The organism is Parafrankia elaeagni (assembly GCF_000374165.1).
Taxonomy (GTDB): domain Bacteria; phylum Actinomycetota; class Actinomycetes; order Frankiales; family Frankiaceae; genus Parafrankia; species Parafrankia elaeagni.
The window spans coordinates 1-17806 of sequence record NZ_KB893727.1 but is presented as its reverse complement, the minus strand read 5'-3'; the positions used below and the strand labels follow the sequence as shown (position 1 = coordinate 17806).

Annotated in this window: 20 protein-coding genes, 1 tRNA gene and 1 pseudogene; 5 read left to right on the top strand and 17 right to left on the bottom strand. The window is 65.1% G+C overall.

Translation table 11 applies throughout. The features are described 5' to 3' along the window. Positions 1-19: 19 nt before the first annotated feature. From B207_RS38430 to B207_RS0116290, 3 genes are all read right to left on the bottom strand, one after another. Entirely contained in the window at positions 20-1306 is a 1287-nt protein-coding gene (locus B207_RS38430) for a glycerate kinase (protein ID WP_084692174.1), read from the bottom strand. Between the two features lie 109 nt (positions 1307-1415). Continuing rightward, positions 1416-2555, bottom strand: a complete 1140-nt coding sequence (locus tag B207_RS0116295; protein ID WP_026311115.1) for an RNA polymerase sigma factor — start codon at positions 2553-2555, stop codon at positions 1416-1418. 47 nt (positions 2556-2602) lie between these two features. After that, on the bottom strand, positions 2603-3016 hold the full coding sequence (locus B207_RS0116290; protein ID WP_018637628.1) for a YciI family protein: 414 nt from the start codon (positions 3014-3016) through the stop codon (positions 2603-2605). A gap of 673 nt (positions 3017-3689) precedes the next feature. On the opposite strand from B207_RS0116290, the gene B207_RS0116285 reads away from it, so the two are divergent. Both B207_RS0116285 and B207_RS0116280 read left to right on the top strand, forming a co-directional pair. Next, positions 3690-4229: a hypothetical protein gene (locus tag B207_RS0116285; protein ID WP_018637627.1), complete on the top strand. Its 540-nt coding sequence runs from the start codon at positions 3690-3692 to the stop codon at positions 4227-4229. Positions 4230-4555: 326 nt separating this feature from the next. Then, a tRNA-Ile gene (locus tag B207_RS0116280) sits at positions 4556-4632 on the top strand. Between the two features lie 439 nt (positions 4633-5071). On the opposite strand, the gene B207_RS39820 is transcribed toward B207_RS0116280, so the two are convergent. Both B207_RS39820 and B207_RS0116275 read right to left on the bottom strand, forming a co-directional pair. Beyond that, positions 5072-7345 carry a restriction endonuclease subunit S domain-containing protein gene (locus B207_RS39820; protein ID WP_154675398.1) on the bottom strand — a complete coding sequence of 758 codons (2274 nt, stop codon included), beginning with the start codon at positions 7343-7345 and terminating at the stop codon, positions 5072-5074. A 196-nt stretch (positions 7346-7541) separates the two neighbouring features. Then, positions 7542-7769 (bottom strand): helix-turn-helix transcriptional regulator, encoded by a 228-nt coding sequence (locus B207_RS0116275; RefSeq protein WP_035740922.1) that lies wholly within the window; start codon positions 7767-7769, stop codon positions 7542-7544. 159 nt (positions 7770-7928) lie between these two features. On the opposite strand from B207_RS0116275, the gene B207_RS0116270 reads away from it, so the two are divergent. Together B207_RS0116270 and B207_RS0116265 are read left to right on the top strand one after the other, a co-directional pair. Then, positions 7929-8210 carry a hypothetical protein gene (locus tag B207_RS0116270; protein WP_230205057.1) on the top strand — a complete coding sequence of 94 codons (282 nt, stop codon included), beginning with the start codon at positions 7929-7931 and terminating at the stop codon, positions 8208-8210. 4 nt (positions 8211-8214) lie between these two features. Then, the gene (locus B207_RS0116265; protein ID WP_018637624.1) at positions 8215-8451 is read left to right on the top strand and encodes a hypothetical protein; all 237 of its coding nucleotides are present in this window, start codon (positions 8215-8217) and stop codon (positions 8449-8451) included. Positions 8452-8698: 247 nt separating this feature from the next. On the opposite strand, the gene B207_RS38425 is transcribed toward B207_RS0116265, so the two are convergent. The 6 genes from B207_RS38425 to B207_RS0116245 form a co-directional block, all read right to left on the bottom strand. Next, positions 8699-8923, bottom strand: coding sequence for a helix-turn-helix domain-containing protein (locus B207_RS38425; protein ID WP_084692173.1), 225 nt, complete (start codon positions 8921-8923; stop codon positions 8699-8701). Positions 8924-9176: 253 nt separating this feature from the next. Further along, a complete protein-coding gene (locus tag B207_RS0116260; protein WP_018637623.1) occupies positions 9177-11402 on the bottom strand; it encodes a P-loop NTPase family protein in 2226 nt (741 codons plus the stop codon). 80 nt (positions 11403-11482) lie between these two features. Further along, positions 11483-11638: a hypothetical protein gene (locus tag B207_RS39815; RefSeq protein ID WP_154675397.1), complete on the bottom strand. Its 156-nt coding sequence runs from the start codon at positions 11636-11638 to the stop codon at positions 11483-11485. A gap of 9 nt (positions 11639-11647) precedes the next feature. After that, the gene (locus B207_RS0116255) at positions 11648-11839 is read right to left on the bottom strand and encodes a hypothetical protein (protein ID WP_018637622.1); all 192 of its coding nucleotides are present in this window, start codon (positions 11837-11839) and stop codon (positions 11648-11650) included. Between the two features lie 49 nt (positions 11840-11888). Next, positions 11889-12251 carry a hypothetical protein gene (locus tag B207_RS0116250; RefSeq protein ID WP_018637621.1) on the bottom strand — a complete coding sequence of 121 codons (363 nt, stop codon included), beginning with the start codon at positions 12249-12251 and terminating at the stop codon, positions 11889-11891. A 166-nt stretch (positions 12252-12417) separates the two neighbouring features. Then, entirely contained in the window at positions 12418-12609 is a 192-nt protein-coding gene (locus B207_RS0116245; RefSeq protein WP_018637620.1) for a hypothetical protein, read from the bottom strand. Positions 12610-13104: 495 nt separating this feature from the next. Between B207_RS0116245 and B207_RS0116240 the strand changes: the two genes are divergently transcribed. Then, entirely contained in the window at positions 13105-13512 is a 408-nt protein-coding gene (locus B207_RS0116240; protein WP_018637619.1) for a hypothetical protein, read from the top strand. A 61-nt stretch (positions 13513-13573) separates the two neighbouring features. Here the strand turns inward: B207_RS0116240 and B207_RS41535 are convergent, their stop codons facing one another. From B207_RS41535 to B207_RS0116220, 6 genes and pseudogenes are all read right to left on the bottom strand, one after another. Next, positions 13574-14518 carry a WD40 repeat domain-containing protein gene (locus B207_RS41535; RefSeq protein ID WP_230205056.1) on the bottom strand — a complete coding sequence of 315 codons (945 nt, stop codon included), beginning with the start codon at positions 14516-14518 and terminating at the stop codon, positions 13574-13576. 426 nt (positions 14519-14944) lie between these two features. Continuing rightward, positions 14945-15337: pseudogene (locus B207_RS41530) on the bottom strand (toll/interleukin-1 receptor domain-containing protein); the annotation flags it as partial. 267 nt (positions 15338-15604) lie between these two features. After that, positions 15605-16498: a glycosyltransferase gene (locus B207_RS0116235; protein ID WP_018637618.1), complete on the bottom strand. Its 894-nt coding sequence runs from the start codon at positions 16496-16498 to the stop codon at positions 15605-15607. Continuing rightward, positions 16491-17057: a hypothetical protein gene (locus tag B207_RS0116230; protein ID WP_230205050.1), complete on the bottom strand. Its 567-nt coding sequence runs from the start codon at positions 17055-17057 to the stop codon at positions 16491-16493. Before B207_RS0116230 ends, B207_RS0116235 begins: the two co-directional genes overlap by 8 nt. Further along, positions 17054-17266 carry a hypothetical protein gene (locus tag B207_RS41525; protein ID WP_018637616.1) on the bottom strand — a complete coding sequence of 71 codons (213 nt, stop codon included), beginning with the start codon at positions 17264-17266 and terminating at the stop codon, positions 17054-17056. Before B207_RS41525 ends, B207_RS0116230 begins: the two co-directional genes overlap by 4 nt. Before the next feature lie 175 nt (positions 17267-17441). Then, positions 17442-17806 (bottom strand): transposase (locus B207_RS0116220; RefSeq protein WP_018637615.1); only part of this gene is annotated, 365 nt, incomplete at its 5' end.

Here is a 17806-nt window from a genome sequence, read left to right as displayed (position 1 = left end):
GCGGGACTCTCACCCTGAGCTACGACGTGATCGTCGCGGATGGCCCCCGCGGTGTCGCGGGCTGCGAGCGGCTGGTCGGACGAGCCGGCGACACCGCGGCCGCCGGCGACACCGCGGCCGCCGTCGCCGACGTGGCCGACGTGGCCGACGTGGCCGACGCCTGACCCAGGCTGGCACCGGCCTGTCGAAGCCAGTGCGCCGGGCGGGCCATCGCCTCCGCCGCACCGCCGGCCAGGTCGGCCAGCGCCACCGCGCCAGCCACCCCGGCCGGCGCAGGCGCGCCGAACCGGCCCGCGACCAGCAGGACGGGAACCCCTGCCCGCGCGGCGAGCGCCAGCACCTCGCCCACCACCTTCCCCGACAGGGACGTCCGGTCGAACCGGCCCTCGCCGGTGACCACCAGATCGGCCCGCGCGAGGGCGGCCGGCAGCCCGGCGTGCGCCGCGACCGTGGCCGCCCCCGGCACCAGCTCCGCCCCGAAGGCGGCGGCCAGCCCGAAGGCACAGCCTCCCGCCGCCCCCGCCCCCGGCAGTACGGCCGCGCCCGCCCGCCCACCGGCCCGTCCGAGCAGCTCGGCGAGCCGGGCCAGACCCGCCTCGAGGCGCGCGATCTCAGCCGCTCCGGCGCCCTTCTGCGGGCCGAAGACCGCCGCGGCGCCGGTGGGCCCCAGCAGCGGCGCGTCGACGTCCACCAGGCAGCGCACGCCCCCCGGGGGAGGCCGGCGCAGCCCGGTCAGGTCGACCTCGGCCAGCTCGACGAGCGAACCCCCACCGGGGGCGATCGGCCGGCCCGCCGCGTCGAGGAAACGGGCACCCAGCGCTGTCAGCAGACCCGTCCCGCCGTCGGTGGACGCCGACCCGCCCAGCGCCACCAGGATCTGGCGGGACCCCGCGTCCGCGGCGTCGGCGATCATCTCACCCAGCCCGGTGCACTGGGCGCGCAGCGGATCCGGACCCGCCATCAGCGGCAGGCCACTGGACTGTGCCAGTTCGACCAGCGCCACGCCGTCAGGCAGGGCGAGCCAGGCCGCGGCCGCGACGCGGCGCCCGTCCGGCCCGGTCACCGCCCGGGTGTGGCGGCGGGCAGCCGGGACGGCGGCGGCGAAGGCGTCCAGAGTGCCCTCGCCGCCGTCGGCGACGGGAAGGGCGACGACCATGTCCGCGGGCCTCGCCGACGACCAGCCGGCCGCGATCGCGGCCGCCGCCTCGGCCGCGGGGAGCGATCCCTTGAACGAGTCCGGCGCCACCAGCACCCGGGTCCGTCCCGCCGCCGCGGGCCCGCTCGGTTGCGGGGGGTTGCCAGGCATCCGGTCACCTCGCTTGGGAAGCGCTTTCCCTAAAACTATCCGGTAGGGCCAGCTATAGCAACGCCGCGTGGGAACCAGCGGGTGTCAGCGTCACCGGCGGATGGCAGTGTCACCGGCGGGTGTTGAGACGGGCGGCCTGGCGGGTCAGGTGGTCACGCTCGGCGAGGTTGGGTGCCTTCCGGGCCGCCTCGGCGTACAGCCGGGCCGCCGTCGCCAGGTCGCCGTCGCGCTCGTGCAGGTACGCCGCCACCGCGGTGTGGCGGGGCAGGGCGGTGTCCAGACCCGCGAGCGCCGCCAGGCCCGCGCGCGGACCGTCGGCCTCGCCGATCGCCACCGCGCGGTTGAGCCGGACGACCGGGCTGTCGGTCAGGAGGGCGAGCTCGTCGTACCACTCGACGATCTGCACCCAGTCCGTCTCCTCGACCGTGGGCGCGTCGGCGTGCAGCGCCGCGATGGCCGCCTGGGCCTGGAACTCGCCGAGCCGGTCGCGGGCGAGGGCCGCCTGCAGGACGTCCACACCCTCGGCGATCGCCGAGGTGTCCCACCGGCCGCGGTCCTGCTCGGCGAGCGGCACCAGGCTCCCGTCGGGCGCGGTCCGGGCCGCGCGCCGGGCGTGGTGGAGCAGCATCAGGGCGAGCAGCCCCGCGACCTCCGGGTGGTCGATCGCCGCCGCGAGCTGCCGGGTGAGCCGGATGGCCTCGGCGGCGAGGTCGACGTCGCCGGCGTAGCCCTCGTTGAACACCAGGTAGAGGACACGCAGCACGGTGGCGACGTCCCCGGGCTGGTCGAACCGCACGCCGGAGACGGTCCGCTTCGCCCGGCTGATGCGCTGCGCCATGGTCGCCTCGGGCACCAGGTACGCCTGCGCGATCTGGCGGGTGGTCAGCCCGCCCACGGCGCGCAGCGTCAGCGCGACCGCGGACGCCGGCGTCAGCGACGGGTGCGCGCACAGGAAGTACAGCGCCAGTGTGTCGTCCACCGCGGACGCGGGCCCGGGCGCCGGCTCCTCCTCGACGAGACCCTCACGGCGGCGGCGGGCCGCCTCCGCCCTGGCCCCGTCGAGGAACCGGCGCCACGCCACGGTGACCAGCCAGCCCAACGGATCCCGCGGCGGATCGGCCGGCCAGACGCGGACCGCCTCGACCAGCGCGTCCTGCACGGCGTCCTCGGCCGCCGCGAAGTCAGCCCCGCGGCGGACGAGGATCCCGAGCACCTGGGGGCTGAGGCCGCGCAGCAGAACCTCGTCCACCTCGGTGGTCACTCTCGGAGGCCGATCTCGGCGGTCACTCTCGGAGGTCAGTGGCACTCGGAGATGTTGGGCGCCGCGGTCAGGAACGGGCGCAGCTCAAGCCACTCGTGGATCGGCTTCCCACCCGCCCCGGGGGCGGCCGACAGCTCCCCGGCCAGCTCGACGGCACGCTCGTAGCTGTCGACGTCGATCACCATCCAGCCGGCGATGAGATCCTTCGTCTCCGCGAACGGGCCGTCGGTGACCGGCGGGCGTCCCTCGCCGTCGTACCGGACGAAGGTGCCCTCCGGCGCGAGCGCCTGGCCGTCGACGAACTCGCCGGTCCCCTCGAGCCGGGCCGCGAAGTCGTTCATGTACTGGATGTGGGCCGAGATCTCCTGGGGCGTCCACCTGTCCATCGGCACGTCGTTCACCGCAGCCGGCGCGCCACGGTAGTGCTTGAGCAGCAGGTACTTGGCCATGACGGTTCTCCTCGGTGCTGGTGCGGCCCATTGTGGCCGCGTCCACCCCGGGGACGGAACCAGCCACGGCATCTCGACATCCCCGCCCGAACTTTTTTCGGTGATCTCTCCGGCGGGCGTGGACGAGCCCGCGGTGCCCGTCGCGCGGCGTCCGGACCCCGGCGTAGCGCGAGGGCGAGACGGGGCGACGACTGCCCGCCCTGACGTGGTGGCGGTCGTGGACGCTCGCCAGTCACCCCGGACACCAGCACCGCATGATCGTCGAACTCGACAGCCGCCACCCCCGGCCGCCTTCGTCGGCTGTGAACCCAGTTCGTGGCCCGGTCCGGGGCCCAGTCCGTAATCCAGCCCGTGAACCACCGACCTGCCACGCGGGCGTATCGTTCCTGCCACGCGGGCGTATCATTCGGACACCGCGAAAACCGCCGCGATTCTCGAGGGGCATGTATCTCGACGGCATGTGGCATGACCGATAAGCAGAATCCGGCCATGTCACCCGTACCCGAGCAAAAGGCGGGCGCAGGTTCTGCCTTCCTGTGAGTTTTCGTGCGTTTCTGCGAGTTTCAGAGGAACGCGGACCCCCATCATGGCCCGTCAAGGGGAGACCCTGCCATGAAAGGCCCTGGTCACGGGTAGGAGACACTGTGTCCGTCGTCGACCGAAGGGTGGCCATATGACGAACCAGATGTATGTCTGGAACCAGATGCCTCCGACGCTGTCGCTGCAGTTCAGCCAGCTAGGTGCCCCCCTGGAACAGGGAAAGTACTGGGACGTCCTGTCGGAATCCGCCCCTTACGAGGACTCGGGAAACCCCACGGACGTGATGTGGGTCGACAACAGCGAGGGAATCAAGGACAACCTCGAATACTGGTGGGACATCGACGTCAGCCTCCCCGACGGTACCTACCTCTTCACCGCGCAGCCCCGCGAGATCGGAGACGCGGTCGGCTCGGACAAGAGCATCAGCACCAAGCGGACCCAGCCCGACGAGTGGAACGACCCGTGGATCACCACCGAGGAAAACTGGGGGCCGAACCACATCGTCTCCGTCGACGGCCAGAGCTACGAGATCCAGTACGTCTGGGACTCGATGGGCACCATCCAGGACTGGTGCTTCTCCTTCTGGGTGAGCCCGCCTTCGACGGACGAGGAGCGCCAGCGTCGGCGTGAGGAGATGCTGGCGAAGACCCGCGCCCTGCGATCGCTGTCGTAGCAGCCGCTCTTCACCCACTCACCGTCGACGTGCTCCGCCGTGCGACGCAGGCCCGGCCGGGCCAGGACGCGGACGTGTCTCCCGATCATGCTCACTCACCCGCCGACCAGGGTGGGGGAGCACCCGGGGGGCACGTCCCGACCAGGCCCGCGGAACCCCGTACCCGTGCCGAGGCAGGCGGCACCGGCAAGGGTGCTCCCGGCCGGTCGCGGCTGCTGCCCCCTCCGCCCTGCGGACGCCCCAGCCGGTCCGCCCACCGTTTCGGACCGCACATCACCCGGACCGCTACTCTTGGGGGGCGGTCGCCGCACTCACGGTGGCCCGCCGGGGCGGTAGCTCAGCCGGTCAGAGCAGCGGACTCATAATCCGTCGGTCGTGGGTTCGAGCCCCACCCGCCCCACCAAACCCGCAGGTAGGCAGCCACTTTCGAGTCTGCCAGGCAGATCTTGAAGATCGCAAACCCCACGGTAACCCCACGCTTTGCGAAGCTGTCGACAGCCATCGTTGATCTTCGACGTAGCTCGTCCTTCGCTGTCGGTGGGCCGTCCTGGCCGGATCGCAGAGTCGCCGACTACCTGCCTTGGCCCCTGGCCTGACGGGCGGTGCACTGCCACATGGCCGAGGTTGCCATGGCAACCCCACCGGCTGCCATGCGTGATCGACGAGTCTGACGCTACCGATCTGAGGTCACCAGCCGCACCCCAGACAACCACGGGCGACCAGTCTGGCGGCCGAATGTAGCCAGCCTGGCACCGTCCTCGCTGGACACGACGTCCACCAGTGCGAGCCTGGCATTTCGTCGACATTGTTGCCAAAATTGCTATCACTGGCACGGTAGAGAGCTACAAGATTCCAACATATTCGAGTGCGGCATTAATTGATGGGTCAACTAGGGTGTGGCTATGTTCAAGGCTCTTCAGTGTGATGATTTTAGATGTTGCGCTATCAATATGAAAAGTGGACCATAGGTGGCACTTGGGGCAATGGCGTCCGGTCAGATATGGCCTCAGTAGATAGAATCCACCCTGCCTGTCTTGCAGGTATAGACTGCCCACCTCAATATCGGATTTATCGTGTTGCAAAATCTTCGTCGGAACAACGGGATGATCTCCCATTAGTTCGCGATGAGTTATGCTTCCTTGGCTTCGCATGCTGTCCCAGTGGACACCGGTCACATGCACAAGCTTCAGGTCTGTCAGAAATTTCGCACCTGTCATTAGTTGCGTGAGGTCGTCAAGTATTTCTGTGACTGCATCGGGAAGCTCTGGCCCGTCAACGCCGCGCAAGTGAGCGCGATCATTTCTTCGTTTGTAGAGGCGGTCTCTAGCCCTCTCAAAAGCGGCGTCAGTCAATGTGGCGCGAAAATCGCTCAAAGGATGCTCGTCGGGCAGCCTCCGAAATATTTTTCCGTCACGGACCTCTGCCAGAATCGCGATCCAGTCGCCAAGAGTTAGACCACCCCGGCCATTCGCCAGTCGATTTCGCAGATTTTGCTTGAAACCCAACTCAAGTTGGCTATTCTGCGCCAGCGCCAGCACGCTTTGCGCTAGGTAGCAAAGCAAAATCTCGGCGCTATCGAGGATCTCTTCGTAGGCGCCGCGGTAGTCGCCAGCGCTTGTGGCTGCCTCGACTCGCCGCCAACGGTATGCAATTGGATAAGGATATCTCGTCCGGATCGTATACGCCGAGTCTCCGATGAGAGATGCCGCCTGGCTTCTAAGTCGGAGTTCACGTCCCTGACCCACTATCAGTCGTCTAATATCCTTACTGCTAGTCTCGGAAAATGAAGATTGAAGAACTGTCTCTGCCTGCGACCTCCACTCGTCGAACTGCCGAGCGGCGTCATCGAGCTCCATGAGCGCGGCTTTCAAAGCCTCGTCAGGGCGAGGCAAGAGAACTTTCCGGAGTTCACTCCAATCCAGGCGAACATCGGATCCCGTTGGTGATACATTCGCGGTCGATTTTATGATCTCATAGGCAATCGACGATCGAAGGTAGTACTTCACAAATATGTGATCCCGCTCATCGAACTCCGGGTTCGGTCGCAGAACCAGCACTGACTGAAGGGCCACTGCAGGCAGAAGGTCTTCCGTTACTTCAACGACTGCAAGACTCTTCCTGCGGGAGGAAAAAATTCTGGGAAGAAGTAGATCTCCAACTTTAAGTTGGTGCTCGGACGCTACCTCTGAGGATTTCCTCTGAGTCTCAGGAAGGCCGATCGCTCCATATCGAGCGATATCGTGTCCGGTAATTATCCTTGGGCCCTCCGAGTATATTTCCTCTTCGCGCCACGTCGCGTCTTTCGAACGTACCAGATTCGGTCCCCGACTGAACATCTCTCCAATATCGATGTTAGGTCCGAGATTCGCGACCTCTCGTTTGAGATTTAATACCTCAGGATCGTGTCGGCCAAACGTCAAGGCCTCTCCATCGTAAGTCTTCAGGATTGAGGTGTAGCCGTACCTGGAACTCTGTGACTTGCCCTCAATTATTCTGTTGAACTCTCGGAGGACGGCAGCGCTCTCTGCTTCTGGAGGAACTCTGAACATGTAAAGTTGATCAATGCTCGTGTTTCGATCGGCGAAAAATGGAATGGTGACATGAAAAACTAAGCCCAATCCGGGTAGGGTGACTGTCGAGTGAATTACCAGGACTGGTTTCCACGATGCCGCCAGAGTCTCTCGCACTTTCAGCGCGGAGCGGGAGGTCAGGGTGGTTGAGGGTATTATCGTGCCGAGCAGTGAGTCCTGCCCGGTCGGGCGACACCTCATTATTTCAAGTTCGTATGGTTCCGGTCTCATGTCTCGGCGCATCTTCCACGAGGGGACAAAAAAGGTGGCCCCATCAATTGGAATATCCTGCAGATCTGAACCGAGGAAGAGGTTGGTCGGCCTGTTGAAGATGTGAGACGACTGAAGTCCGTGCAGTAAGCTAGACGCTAGCTTCGCCGGGTCTGAATGTTCAGTGTTTGGTATCCAAACTGTTGGAACATCTTTTGTGATGCGCTTAAAAAAAAGATCGATTAGTTTTGCTAGAAGTCTCCAATGGTCATCGGTTTCGAATTGTGGGACGGATTCCTGCATGTAGATCAGTTTATCCTCTGGGTGGAAGGCCATCTGGCGTGCTGGGCTGGAAGTCCGCTTGCAGGGCAGTTCGGCCGGTGCATTTCGCCGATGCGGGTATCGACAGCCGGTTACCGCGACTCAACCGCCGCGACCGAGGCCGCCGAAGCGTCCATCGATCACCGTGGGGCGATCGGCGGACGGTCGTCTATCTGAGGGCTGCTTGAGGCGCCGCGGTGGTGACCCTGGATCATCCATCGCCGGGGCCGGGGCCGGGGCCGTCCGACGAGCGGTTCGCCGCGATCCAGGCGCGGACGTCGTCCTCGTCCCAGAAGCGGCCGGCCGGGGTCCGCTGTGCAGGCTCCGGGAAGCCGGCCTTCCGCGTGATCTGGTCCGCGCGACGGCGTGAGAGGTGCCCGTCCGGCGACGACGGGCGCAGTAGCTCCTGCACCTCGGAGATCGTGATCAGCCGGCCCACCACTACGAACCTAGGGACTTCCACCCTAGGACTACCGAGGGTGGAAGAGCGCGTGTAGCGTGCCCAGTAGCCCGAAAAGAGGGCGGGCCGCCCCCGGTGAGTCAGCACCAGGGGCGGCCCTCGGCACCGACCCTTCAGGAGGTCGACACCGTGTCCGACATGTTGTCAGCTCCCGCGCGCACCGCCAGCGCTGGGAGCGCCCCCGACACCACGCTCACGATCAACGAGGAGGGAACAGGCCCATACCACTACGTCACGGTGACCGTCCCGGACGGCATCCACCCTGCGACGCTCGCGGCTGCACTGCGCACACTGCCCATCGCGTGCGTCCTGGCGTCGATGATGGACGGCAAGCTGTCGTTCAAGGTCATCGGCCACGATGACGAGGACGCCGACTTGAGCGCCGTCGGAGTGGCCCTCGGCGCCTTCACCGGTGAGTAGGGCCATGGGCGCGACGACGGGCGCCCGTGTCGTCATCCTCGCGAGCGACGATCCGGGGCCGGTACACCTGATGTTCGTCGAGTCCGACGGCCAGCCGTCACCGCTACGCCACCGGCCGTCGGCCATGCTCGCCGTCCGGTACGTAGAGGCGATGACCGGGATTCTCGACCCGAGCGTTGCCGCACGGCGGACGTGGCTCGTCAGCCCGTGTGACTGCGGATCGACACGGAGAAGCTCCTGACCATGTCGGGTCGGCCGTCGGTCGCCTGACGGAGCCGCCGGTCAGCTCCGCCACAAGGAGAATCCGAACTCCATCACCGAAAACCAGAGCGGCCCCCGACACCTGACCAGGTGTCGGGGGCCGTTTCTACTCTATGGATCTCTGCCGGCCGGTCTTCGGGTTGTGGGTCGAGCGGTCCACTCGCCGCAACTGGCTATCGTCGATTCGTGGGCTGGAAACTCCTGGCGGCCAAAGGATTCCGGTGCTATTATCTCCGCTGCTTCTCGAGCCAGTCGGCCACTTGCGCCGCATCGAAGCGGAGATACCGCCCGACTCGATACGCCGGAGGGCCCTCCCCGGTACTTCGCCATTTGTAGATGGTGTTGACGGGTACGCCGAGGTAGCGGGCCAGATCGTTAGCTGTCCAAAGTCGCGTACCGCGTTCTTCGGGGTTTCCGGTAGTCGACGCCGATCCGGAAATTTTCGTAGGCATTTCGCTCCTTTTGGCGAGTGTGATGTTCCGGTTGGTCCCATGCGACCCCGTCGTCTGCTGCTACGTTGAGTGACCTCCAGCTCTCGCGGTCTAGTAGCGGTGGGAAGGGGGCGAGAGTGCCTATCTGGCCCGTTTCGCAGCTCTCCGCCGGAGCCCTGCTAGGTCACTAGAGCCCAGCTCGGAGGCACTTTAGGCTGCTAGAGGTGCTGCTAGACCTAGCAGGTGGGGGTGCTAGACCTAGCAGCGCAAGCGGTCAGCCACCGCCCCCGATTCTGCTACGATCCGTGATCGCCGAGACGATCTGCTGCCGCTCGATCCCGCGCCGGTTGGCGCCTTTCCCGCCGGTGGTCGTGCCCCAGACCTGCCCGGGGGAAATCCCGTAGGGCTTGAGTGCGACGGTAAGTTGCTCGGCGCCCCACCCGGTGTATGCGTCGGGGCGTAGCTCGGCGAGTCGGGCGACGATCGTTTCCGACCACACCTTGGTTTCGCTGGCTGGAATTACGGCCAACACGTCGTCCAGAATGGTCGATGTCCTGTCGGTCGGTGTCGGCGCTGCTTCCCCTGCCGCGTTTCCGGCGAGCGTGCCGGCCTGGATACGCGCGGCGCGTGCCCGGTCGGCTATCTTTTCTGCTGTTGGCGTGTCAATGTAAGCGGCGCGGACGATGAGCGGGTCGTCCGTCGCGCCGACGAGGTAGCCGATTCCCTTGTCGGTCGGCCGGAGCGTGGTGGCCCGGACACCGTTCTTGTACATCGATGTTCCGAGGATCATGTCGTTTTCGACCTGGCCCATGACCCGCAGGCAGAACCGTACCGAGACGCTGGACGACACTCCGGTCGGGAGGCTGTTGGCGTCCGGGCGCTGGGTGGCCAGGACGAGGACGACGCCGAGGGCCCGTCCGAGCTTGATGACGTCGGTGGCCAGGGTGCCGGCTTCCTCCCCGTAGACGGGGTGGGTGAACAGGTTCTGGCACTCGTCGAAGAACGCGACGAGCAGGTGCAGCCCGAGAGAGCGGCGGTTGGCCAGTGCGCGGGTGACCTTGCCGTCCGGACACAGGTCCTTCGGGAGGTTCTTCATCGCCGCCGCCCGGCGGACGACCTCGGCGCGCAGGTCCCGCAGCGCGACGAGGGCGGCTTCGATGCTGGGATCGTCGATGCCGCTGACGTACCGGTGGGCGAACTTCTCGGCGGCGTCCAGGTCGCCGGTGCCCTTGAGGTTGTACACCCACACTTCGGACGTCGGGTCCAACCCGCAGGCGAGCAACAGCACCCGCACCGCCGAGGTCTTGCCTGCGCCCGGTAGCGACCCGACGAGGACGTTGTTCTCCGGCAGGAGCACCGTGACCGGCCGGCCGCGAGCATCGGACCCGAACGGCAGGGGCGCGAACACGTCCGCGGTGCCGCGCCGCGCCAACGGCCATTCGGCGGCGTTGGCCTTGGACATGTCCTCGTCGCCCACCCACAGGACGAGCCGTCCGGCATGGGTGTCATGGACGGCTTCGGGCCACACGCACCCGATCGGACGCCGCAGGCCGGACGCGAGACGTTCCCGGCGGTCGAGAATGTCGGACACGGTCACCCCGTAGGGGAGATCGACGTCCGCGCGCCATCCGGGCCCATCGCGGGTGATGGGTGCCGGGAAGGTGATCCCGCCGCCTTCCCGTCGTGCCTTGTTGATCTCAGCGATCCCGAGGGACTCCAGCGCGCGGACGACGATGTCAGCGGTCAGCCGACCGACCTTCGTCGGAGTGACGGCCGGGCCGACGAGTGGCCGGTCCGCCGGCGCGCCGAGCATCCCGAGGATGCCGACCAGAACCGCGAGGATGGCCAGATGGACGACCGGGGGAGTCGCCGTCCACGCGATCGTGAACGCCGCGATGGACGGCAGTCCCGCGGCGAAGGCCGTGATGGTGCGGACGCGGACGCGCGCGTCCCGCAGCTTCGCCAACCTGAGGTACTCGCTCGTCTCCTCCCGACGGATCGCCGTCGCGCGGGCCGGTCGAGTCTCGGCATCGGTCAGCCATCCGGCGGTACCGGTCGTCACGCGCCCGAGGCCACGGGGAGCACGCCAGACCAGCACCGCGGCGTAGAAGGGTAGCCGGATGGCATGGAACAGGGCCGTGTGGAAGCAGTAGCCAGCGAACCACCGGGCCGCCGATCGCAGTGCCGCCCACGATCGCAACCAGGTCGGCAGGACCGGCCGCCGTGCGCCCGACCGGGCAAGCGCCCATGGACTCGGCGGCGGTTCGGGCGGGTTGACCGGCACACCGGTCACGACCACGTCCTCGCTGTCGGACCGGCCGTCCCGCGGTGCGGGTTTCACGAGGTCGTACACGATCTGCGCCGGTGTGGCGGGTAGCCGGTCGCCGGACCCGTACGGGACGAGGCTGACCGCCTCGGGGCTGACGTCGGGCACCCACCCGCCGGTGCGGGGCGGCGCACCGGCCGGATCGGACGGTGCCGGGGACGGATTCTCGGACATACTTGTGGTTCCTCCGTGAGAGCGGGGAGCCCGGGGCGCGGCGTCTGTCTTGGCGGTCAGGACCGCGCCCCGGGGCGAATTCAGCGAGTAGGTGTGGCGTTTTCCTTACGCCGCCACATTTCCTCCAGGCGGCGCCGGTCGGCGGCCTCGCGGTTTTCCTCCGCGAGTCGAATAAGCAGGATCACGAACAGGCTTGCATTCGAGAGGACGAGCGCCGCGAGAACGAAAGACGGCATGCGGTTCCCCTAAACCCCGATGGTCGAGACGATCCCGACAACCTCGCCGATGATGTCGCCGATCGTCGGGGCGAGTCTGGACGAGGCCAGGTAGAAGCCGAGAACGATGCACAGCAGCGCAGACGAAATGGAGAGTCGGTAGGAGCGGACGAGAACCACGACCGCGAAGAGCAGAAGAACGACGATGGAGATGCTCACCATGGTGAACGTCGAATCCTTTCCTTGAAGAATCGAACGGGATTTTGAGGCGTCACACGCTGTCGGAGCCGAAGTCGCAGCCGTCGCTGATGTCACCGCCGAGACCCTCGTCGGGCTCGTCGGGAATGGGCTCGATCCCCGCGGCCACCGCCCACGCGTTGTACAGGTCGTGCCACGCCTTTCGCGTCCTCGTGTGGTGCCTCTCCAGCTCGGCGAAGACGAGGTTCAACGCCTCCCGAAGGGACTCGTCGGCGTGGTCCATCCACAGCACATGCAGGACAGATGACGCGGTGTAGCCGTCCCCGTGATCGGCGTACGCTCGGGTGGCGCGGTTCTCCAGATCGGCCAACACCAGGCTCCCGAAAACCGTGGCGTCGCCGCTCCCGGTGGTGCCCGCGTTACGTGAGTTGGACATCTCTATAGCTCCTTCTGTCGTGGGTAAAGAAACGGAATTCTGGAACTCGGTGCCGGATCGGCGGTAGTCAACATGAAATGGCGGGTGATCCTCTCGGTTTGACTGGCGTTCTCGGCCAGGTCCTCCAAAGGGGTTCGCTCCTGCCGCAGAGAATCAGGTTTTCTCGCTACTCCCGTAGCCGGTGGACGCTCCACGCGACCGCGACGACAAGAGTTCCGACGACCATGAACGGAAGAATGGCGGGAATGACCTTGATGAAGAGCCATTGAAGGCCGGCCAGGAAGAGGAACAGGGCCCCGGTCCCCAGCGTCCAGCGGAGGATGGTCCCGAAGGGTGATCGATAGTAGTAGCGACGCATTATTGCCTCCAGTAGATGGGTGTTCTGTTGGGAGTCATCGCTCGGCGGGTTCGCCTATCAGACCCGCTTTCCGGTGGCTGCCGTTCGACATTTCCCATCATGGGGCAGTCGACTGTTGGCATTCGCAGGCCAGAACGCCGAGTTCCGGATGGGTATCGGTTGAGAGAGAGCGAAAAACTGCGTACGGAACGTCGGCAATGCGCGGTGAAAGTGTGGGAGGACTGCTGGGAAAGTGCTGGCTGACTGCTATCCGTGCAGCTCAGCGCAGGTGCAGCCCGTAGTGATCGGACGGCCTTGGAACGTCCCTGGGAGCCTCAAGCGTCGGTTGTAGGACGCAAACGCAGGCAAACATGGCGATCAAGCTGCAAACCTGGCATGCTCTTGGGTCGTCCCGGACGGAACACGTCCCCCGGCAAGGTCCGGGACACCCGCCACAGAGAGGAGGCGAACCGACGGGGGACGCCGTGGGGTCACACTGGCCCCTGTCGAACCGCGATGATCACACCGACCGTTGACTTCGAGGCTCTCCGCTCCGAGCTGCGCGCAACCCTGCGCCACGGCGCACGGGCCCGGTCGCTGCTTGACCGTATGGCGCTCGTCGACCTGCTCAACCCAGCAAAGCCGAGTGAGGAGGCACCGCCCGACGCCCAACGGGCACTCGAAGCCGCGCGGTTGGTGGCTGACACCGTCGACGCGCTCGACCCGCCGATAGACCGGATCATGTCGATCATGCTGTGCCTGGCACCGGGCACTGCAGGCATGACCCTCTCGGCGCGTCGTAGGCGCGCGGCCGATCTGGTCGACATCCAGCCGGTCACGTTCCGGACCGAGGAACGCTACGAACAGGCGTTCGTCACCGAACTCGCACTGGCGCTCTACGGCCGACTGACCGGCTGCACCTGACACACGACGAGGGCCGCTTCCCCGATCGATCAAGGAAGCGGCCTTCGCGCACTAAGAGTGATTAACTTATGGACCAGAATCGAATAGAACGACCCCCTCCAGAGACTACAGTGTCTCCTTCGGGGGCGAAATCAACTGCGGCGACAAAATCGCTGTGCCCAGGCATCTGAGATCCCAGTTTTCGAGGATCTTCCAGGTTAGCTACATCCCAAAGTTGTATCGTGCCATCGCTGCTTCCGGTCGCGAACAGATTCTCCTTGGGGCCGAAAGTGGCCACAATGATTGGAGTGTCAACCTTGACTGGGTTCTTCAACCTATGCGGACTGTCGGGATCGGAGATATCCCATAGCCACGCTCTTCCGTCTCCACCACCGTAGGTGCTGGCGAGGGTTTTGCCATCTGAAGAGTAAGACAAAAATATGACGGAGTCGGTAAGCTCCTCCAGCGGCACGCCGAGTGGGATCGGGTTGGCGGGGTCAGAAATATCCCATTGCTTGATCGTATTATTGTCCGCGTTGCTCGCTACTGCGAGGGTATCGCTGTTCGGTGCGAACTCTACAACCGGCCCGTAACCTTTATCGGTACGAGGCGTCAACGGTAGTACATTGGATTTTCGAGCATCCAAACCCGACACATCCCAAAGCCAGGAGCTACCATCGTAGCTGCCAATGGCAAGGCTTCGACCAATGCGATCGAAATCTAGCGACGACACTCCGGCTGGCCCACTCCCCTTGAACTGGTGGCGTGGACGGGGCTGCTGCGGGTCTGAAATATCCCAGGTACAGACGAGTCCGTCGTGGGCTCCAGCGGCAAGGAGATCCCCCACAGGGGAGAAGGTCACGTGCCCGATTTCCTCGCTGCCGCATTTGAGGCTACGTACCTCGTTAGCATCGAGAACGTCGGATGTAGACCTAAGCTCTATGAGGCCTGAATCATTGCCGCTCGCGATCACACGACCATCTGGTGAGTACTCTACAGAGTTCACGTTCTGCCCGGCAGAGATCATCTCATTCCCGAGCGCATGGAGTTCCAGCGGGCGTATGGACTCGGATCCAGTCGGCGATGAAGGCGCGCTAGTGCTCGTTGGTGTGCCAGATATAGTGGGCTTATCATCTCCATCTACGGTGCTGTAAATTGTGATAGCGAGCGCAATCATCGCAAGGAGAGAGCTGGCCGCTAGGATACTTCTTCGGGGGCCCCAACTTTTACGAGGATGCTTTTGGGTGGGCCGCGCCCAATTGGGTGCACCGCTCTCAGGAAACTCTGGAGAAGTCTCCGATCTAGGCTCATTGGGCGCTATGAGTCCAACTTCATTTCCGCCAGAATTCCCAGTGGGGATGCTGGGGAATGGGGGCGATCCAGCGGGTTTTGCGCGCCCGCGAATTGAATCCTGGATCTGCGAGTGGAGATGATATCGGGCCCTTTCCTCGGTGTACCCGAACAGATCGAAGGAAACAATTCCGCCTAGGAGGTCGGGACGCTGGCAATTTTCGACGCGAATTGGAATCAATTTCCGCTTCAAGCCCCCCGGGTCGGCCCTGTGTGCTGCCTGCCATTCCTCCCTTCCGTAGACGGATTCTAGGTAGGCCCTCGAAATGATCGCCAAGGTATGCTCCGCTTGCTCGACACCTTGCGCCATGCGAGTCATCCAGTGGGAGCCAGGAACAAAATCCCACGCCTGAAGAAGAACCCTATACCCTTTACCCTCTAGCTCCCAAGCAATCCATTCGGCCCAGGACCGATCGGCGCTCGTGTACGAAACAAAGAAGTTCCACGCGTCCACTTGTTCATTTTGCGTAGACGAGATCTTGCTCTCGGGAGACATAGCCCGATCCAGCATCGCCACTTCCTACAGAGTCCGTGACATCGAGTGCTGGCGATGCGGCCGGGATGCCCCTACAGCCAGCGCTGATGACCTGTCTTCAGAAGCGTACTACTGCTGATCCACCGTGGAGTAAGCACCCTAGATCTAGACATGACCTCCCACTGGGAGGCAGGGCGGTAGGTGTCGATCGAAACGGGAGGTCTGCGCGTCAGCTGGTGTGCATGGCAGCCGTCGTGTACCGCACTGAACCGAGAGCTGCGGTTATACTTACCCAAGAAGGTGTGGCATCGTTCTAACGCCTTCTCGAAGTAGCATTTGTTCAAACTCATCGACGTCGTCAACGTCGGGCCGGTAGGTGGCCATGCGATGCTGAGCCTGAGTGAACCAAGAGGTCAGGAAATCAACGTCTCCGGGGTTAATTCGGCCCTTAGCCACCCCGTGTGCAGCGATGACGTCGAACTCCTGCCGGAGCAACTCAGGTTTGGGGCGTTGTGGGTTTACCCAGTCATCGACAGGCACCGGGCGGACGCGCGCCGGTGCGTCGTTCCATGCCAGGTTCAGCGTGAGGTCGACCGTGAAGCCGTCGGGCAGGTCAGCAGGCCATAGGGACCGGACTGCGGCTCGTTGCCCTGACCAGGGGGTCGCGCCGACCTTGGGCAGCATCTCGGGGAAGATGCGGCCCGCTAGCGGAGCCAGGAATCCATACAGCCACATCTGCGGATAGAGCGGACGCCAGTAGAGGTCGGCTATCGTCGCGTCGACGATTCCCGTCATGATCGGCCGAAGAAGCGTCGCGGCGATCGGCTCGGAGCCAAAGTATCGAAAGTCGCCATCCACAGTCGCCACGACTGTGCCGGTAGCTTCCGAGAGTGCGGCTTTGACCGCGTTGCCCTTGCCTTTCTCGGCTTCGACCACGCGTGCGCCAGCCGCACGGGCGAGCGTCGCAGTCTCGTCGGTGCAGGCGCTTGCCGCGACGATGACTTCACCATCTGTGCCGAGTATCTCGATCGCTCGTCGAGCCTCGCTGACGACCTCGGTGATGGTCTCGGCTTCGTTGTGGGCGGGAATGCAGATGCTGACCGGCCCGCCCCGGTCAGCCAGGGAACGGTGCCCGACGAGCGGCAGGCCGAGGGCAGGGTCGATGAAGGGCTCGTCAGTCAAGGAACGCCCCCTGCCACAGTGGGTTGCGGTCCCGATGCGGTCCGATGATGAGTTCCTCGTGTGGGTCGAGCGGGATCAACCGCGGGTCGGACCACGCGGCCTGGACATCAGCCGGTGGCGTCGGTTCGGTCCAGAGTCCATCTTCGACCGTCGGGGCGGTGCGTGTGCCCGCCCGGCCGAGGATGAGCAGCCGGACCGTGTACTCGCAACTGTCGGGAAGTGACCCACCGGCGCTCCCCTCGGCGCCGATGGCGGCAAGGTGCCGGCGGACCCGTCCGATCCAGGCCGTGTGGTCGGCTTGGGCGGTGGCGTACCTGTCCGGCGCGCCGCCGAGGTCGCTCGGCGGGTCGTAGAGCAGGACGCGCCGGAAGCAGAAGCCGGTCTGCTCCTTGAGCGCTCGGCGGAACAGGATGAGGTCGAGGTCGTCCCGGACCCGTTGGTGGTCCGGATCGGTGAGCCACGGCGTCGCGACCTGCACCGTCCACACGGTCGCGGCACTCTCGATCGCGGGCAGGCTCCGGCGCCACAAGTCCGGGGCGGGAGTAGGACTGGTGCTCACCGGAGTACCGCTTCGACGATGCTCAGCAGTTCCCGCTGCTGTGCCGGGCGATCGCCGAGGCGACCGGCGATGCGGGGTGACCACGTGAGCATGACCGGCTCCGCAGGTCCGTCGGTGGCCAGTGAGAAGCGGGCAAGCTGCAAGGCACCGGCGACGAGCGGCTCAGGCAGGCGTTCGACGAACTCGCGGGCATCGTCCGGCCGGTGCATCTGGAGACAGCACAGGGCAGCGAGCGTCGTCGCGGCCGGCCGCGCGTCCGGGCCGTGTAGGTCGAGAGTGCCAGGGTGTCCGGCGGCGGTGATCGCGGCGTTGACAGTGCGCCATAACGAGCGTCGGGTCGGGAACTGACTGGATGTTTGATTTGACTTGATTGCGGCTTCTCTTCTATTGAGAATCTCGCCAGGTTGGTGTCGATTCGCCCGTTACGCGCCTGGCCGTGTTGTCGATCATGGCGATGTGGATCATTGCTTCGGAGCTGGCGGGCAGGGTCTCGTAGTCACGGGCCAGACGGCGGTGGAACATCAGCCAGCCCAGAGTCCGCTCGACGACCCAACGCCGTTTCACGACGTGGAAACCGCGGGCCCCGGTGTTTCTGGAGACGACCTCGACGTCGACACCGAGGGTGGCCCCGTGCTCGACCACGGTGTTCTTGAAGCCTTTGTCGACCCAGGTCTTGGAGATCGCCCGGTAGGTGTCTGTGACCTGGTCGAGTAGCCGTATACCCAGGGCGTTGTCCGACAGACTGGCGG